This window comes from Streptomyces sp. NK15101 (assembly GCF_020400725.1).
Classification (GTDB): Bacteria; Actinomycetota; Actinomycetes; order Streptomycetales; family Streptomycetaceae; genus Streptomyces.
Window position 1 is genome coordinate 1 of sequence record NZ_JAINVG010000180.1, and the last position, 4,099, is coordinate 4,099.

Below are 4,099 nucleotides of genomic sequence, written 5' to 3' on the forward strand. Positions count from 1 at the left end.
CGGCCCGGTTTCTCTTGAGACGGTTGATGCCGCACTCGACCGCATGCCGAGCCTTGTAATCCTGCGGGTCGAACTTCGGCGGTCGGCCGCCGCGGGAGCCGCGTTTCTCGCGGTCGCCGGCCTGGTCGGCCTTGTCCGGGATGGGGCGGCGGATCCCACGCCGCCGCAGGTAGGCGCGGTTGCGACGGGAGGCGTACGCCTTGTCGGCCCGCACCCGGTCTGGTCTGGTGCGCGGTCTGCCCGGCCGTGTTCACGATGGACACAGGCTTCTGGTCCTGTTCGACAGCCAAGTGCAGCTTGGTGGCCAGACCCCCGCGCGAGCGGCCGAGCCCGTGGTCGTCCGGCTCGACGGTGACGCCGCCCGGCGGTTCCTTTTGCCCTGCGGCAACAGCGTTTCCAGCAGCACCTATTGCGCGTCTGTCAGATCTCCGCGTGCCACGGATCGGGATCCTCTCACGCTCGAGATCCACTTTCGGTACATGCCTTAGCTCTCGCAGCGGGAGTTTTCGGGACGGTTCCGCCAAGTGCGCATTGACGCCAAGTGCGCATTGACCCCGAGGAGCGGTTCGAGGATCAGCAAGGTCCCCGATGTCTCCATGGAAGGGGTCGGACCCCCGAGCACGAGCGGGGTGCTCGGGGTGACCTCGCGATAGCACCGCACTCCCCCGGTAGCGGCTTCCAGGGACGTCCGGTGCGAATCTTGTGCAGCACCCTGTCCGGCATCCGTCGCGGGCTGAACCCCGTCAGGCGATCGGCACCTGGAGCATCGCGTGCGGCGGCGAAGGAGAACGGCGCCACTCGTCGTCCGGACCGGTAGGGCCGTTCTCCTTCGCCGGCCCGCTCGCCGCCCGAACGTCGACCAGGCGGGCGTCATCCGCACGTGAACATGCCACCGATGGAGCCGAAGGTGCGATCAGGAGACGCGCTTGAGGGTCCAGGCGTTGTTGTTGAAGCCGGAGTTCGGCCACGCGACGCAGGAGCTGGAGTAGTAGGAGCTGGTCGCGGTCCAGCCGGCCGGGTAGTACGTGGACCCGCAGGCCTGGACGACGGTGCCTATGGGCAGGCCGGTGAGCTGCTTGATCTGCTTGATGTTCGGGTTGAAGTTCTGGGTGCCGCAGCTGGCGCTGTAACCCCAGCTGACGTCGACGTAGCCCTCGGGGGTCATGGTGCTCGCGCAGGTGGTCGTCACGTCACCGGGGGCCGCCTGGGCGGGCGCGGCGGTGAGGGCGAACATCGCGGCGGCGGCGAGAACCATGGTGGTGGTGCGGAAACGGGTCATGGCGGGCTCCTTGGATCGGAAAACGATCAGTGGGAAACGACAGCCCGTTTCTACGGTGTGTCCGCGCACGGTAACAGTCTGTTTCCGGTCTCGGAGATCAGGCCATGACGTCGGCCGGTCCGGCCAGGAGCGTCCCTGACTCCCGCGCCGGCACTTCCGGTTCCGTGCTCGTCGTGGTCTCCGGCTCACCCGCCCTCGTCGACCACACGCGACCGCGACTTGAGCGGGGTCGTCGAGGCGGCTTCTCGGCATTCGCCGGGTCGATGCGGACTTCCACGGCCGGGCCCACCGCGCGAGGAGGCGCGGCCGGAAGAAGCGCGAAAGCCGTGCCTGCCGTTGTTGCCTCTGCGAAACTGATCCCGTGTCGAAAGCTGACGGGGCATCGGGAAACACAACGCTCGTACCGTGGCCAGGGGTTGGGCGGATCACCTGCGAGGTTCCCCACAGCACACGTTGGAGGCCGCCGGCCTGTCGGGCGCGGATGGGGCGCAGCCCTACCTGGTGGTTACGGTCCCGTGGTGCTGGAGCGGGCCGGCGGGGAAGTACTGAGTCACGAGCGGTCCGTCCTCCTCGAGAGCGGCGACGTCCTGCTCACCGGTGTCGCCGGGTCTCCGCACATCACGTACGAGCGCCCACCGGACACCACCCGCCAGACGTCGCGGAACTGCCTCGACCTGCGGGTGACCGTCGATGGGGCCGAGGTCTCGTCGTACACGACGGCCACTGGTTGCGTGACCATCGGCCGCAGCCACCGGGACATCGACCGCCCGGACATCAGCCGTTCGCACGGCGCACTGGAATTGGACAACAACGGTTGGGCGTACGTGCACAGGAGTGCCGCGGGGCCGTCCGCCATCGTCCGTGACGGGGCTCCGGTGGCTCGGCTGGAGCGAGGGGACAGCGCTCCCGTGCGGCAGGGTGACGAGTTGCGGCTGACCGAGTGCGCCTCTCTCTTCATCGGCTGAGCGTGACCTACGCGACACAGGGGCCTCGTGGATGACGCACCGGCGCGGGAGCCGAAGATCGGCGAGGTGCTTTTCGGCACCTACACGGTCGAGCAGCTCATCGACTGCGGTACGTCCAGCAAGGTGTACCGGGTCCGCGACACCGCGACCGGAGAACCTTACGCATTGAAGTACCCGACGACCGACGTCTCGGCGTTCCTGGAGCGCGAGGTCCTGCCGGGGTCGGTCCTGCCCCCGGCACCGCAACGTCGTGTCTGTCGTCGCGGTGGAACCGGACAGGCGCGAGCGGCCCTGGCTGTTCCTGGAGTGCCTGGAGTACATGGACGCCGGAACGCTCCGCGACAGGCTGCACGGCCGTCCCTGGGCCAGAGAAACGGCTCTGCCGGTGCTGCGGGACATCGCGGAAGGGATGGCCCACGCCAACCGGGCAGGCGAGGTCGCACACCTCGACGTGAAGCCAGAGAACACCCTCTTCGGCAGCGCCGACACCGCCGCCGGAGTGCATGCTCCCCTTCAGCCTTCGTGACGTACGCGCGTTCCAGTGCGGGAGGCGTCAGGGAGTACGAAGTCACGGGGGTGCACGAGTACGCAGAAGACGGCGTCACCACCCACCCGGCCGGCGCCTTCCGGGACCCGACAGCCTCCTGTTCCCCGCGAACGAACCACGGGACCGGACCTGTTGCGAAAGTCCTGGTCACAGCCGCTCGTCGAGGACGACCAGCACTGTTCCTCGTGGCGAACGGCGAGCTTGTCGCATCTGGTGGCCACCGCCCGGTGGCGCTTGAGCCGGTCGATGCCGCACTCGACCGCGTGACGCCGCCTGAAGGCGTTCTTGCCGGACTGTCGGCCCGGCGTGACGCCCTCGGGCAGCAACGGCTCAAGCCGAACCCACTGGCCGTTCGTCGGACCACCACGTCCCACGGCACGCGATCACCAATGGGCAAGATCCACTTCTGCGACAGACCCAGGCCCTGTATCGAAAGTGCTGTTCATGCCGCTTGTCGACGGTTGCGGGCAGCGCTGGATACACGAGCTGCAGGGGTGGACCCTACCCCTGCAGCCGCAGGGTTGAACGCGTTCAAGAGGTCTGGAAGGGTATCTCTCCACGGCCGCTCCTATCGGTGCGCCGATACGGAGGCCGAGGGGCGGGAGATCCTGGTGGCGGGCGGAAGCGGACGGCGTGTGCGAGGGGCTGTCCTCGGTGTCCTGACGGTGGTTTTGGCTGCTCTGACGGCGTGCGCCGGCCCCTATCAGTACGACGAGGGAACAGGACTCCACGACGCCACGGCGGCCGAAGTCGCCGGGGGCTGGGAGAACGTCGAGGGGACCCGCGTGGTGCTTCGTGAAGACGGATCGGCCCTTCTCGAAAAACTCGACGGGCAGGACTTCGACTTCGACGACGGTTGGCGTCTCTCCGGTACGGGAACCTGGCAACTGACCGACGACGACGGCGGACAGGTCGTCCGACTCGCGCTGACGACCCGGACCCGAGTCGAAAGGCGCTTTCCCATACCTGTGGCTGGCCCCTCGGCTCCGGAACCCCCGTCGGCGTACTCGTGGTTCTTCCACGTGGACCGCGACCAGCATGATGGGCTGGTGCTGTTCTTCAGGTACGGCGATCCGGACATCGGGAACATGTATGTGATGACGCGCGAGACAGGGTCATAGCCATTTGTTGATCGCTGCGACCAGCACGGTCGCAGCGAAACGGACCGCAGGCTTGTCATAGCGCGTGGCGACAGCGCGGTGTCTCTTGAGGCGGTTGATCCCGCACTCGACCGCGTGGCGCCGGCGGTAGTCGGCCGGGTCGAAGCCCGACGGCCGGCCGCCGCGGGAGCCCAGCTTCCGGCGGTTG

4 protein-coding genes and 2 pseudogenes are annotated in these 4,099 nt (G+C 67.9%); 3 read left to right on the forward strand and 3 right to left on the reverse strand.

From position 1 onward, the window contains the following. Together K7G60_RS38335 and K7G60_RS38340 are read right to left on the reverse strand one after the other, a co-directional pair. Window positions 1-338: pseudogene (locus K7G60_RS38335) on the reverse strand (IS5/IS1182 family transposase); the annotation flags it as partial. A 575-nt stretch (window positions 339-913) separates the two neighbouring features. Beyond that, on the reverse strand, window positions 914-1,279 hold the full coding sequence (locus K7G60_RS38340) for a hypothetical protein (protein ID WP_225805590.1): 366 nt from the start codon (window positions 1,277-1,279) through the stop codon (window positions 914-916). Window positions 1,280-1,797: 518 nt separating this feature from the next. Between K7G60_RS38340 and K7G60_RS38345 the strand changes: the two genes are divergently transcribed. The 3 genes from K7G60_RS38345 (at window position 1,798) to K7G60_RS38355 (ending at window position 3,912) form a co-directional block, all read left to right on the forward strand. Further along, complete coding sequence (locus K7G60_RS38345; protein ID WP_225805591.1) at window positions 1,798-2,244, forward strand: FHA domain-containing protein; 447 nt, start codon at window positions 1,798-1,800, stop codon at window positions 2,242-2,244. Window positions 2,245-2,494: 250 nt separating this feature from the next. Next, window positions 2,495-2,770, forward strand: a complete 276-nt coding sequence (locus tag K7G60_RS38350) for a hypothetical protein (RefSeq protein WP_225805592.1) — start codon at window positions 2,495-2,497, stop codon at window positions 2,768-2,770. 542 nt (window positions 2,771-3,312) lie between these two features. Beyond that, window positions 3,313-3,912, forward strand: coding sequence for a hypothetical protein (locus K7G60_RS38355; protein ID WP_225805593.1), 600 nt, complete (start codon window positions 3,313-3,315; stop codon window positions 3,910-3,912). Here the strand turns inward: K7G60_RS38355 and K7G60_RS38360 are convergent. Next, a pseudogene (locus K7G60_RS38360) lies at window positions 3,907-4,099 on the reverse strand (IS5/IS1182 family transposase); the annotation flags it as partial. The gene K7G60_RS38355 and the pseudogene K7G60_RS38360 overlap by 6 nt on opposite strands.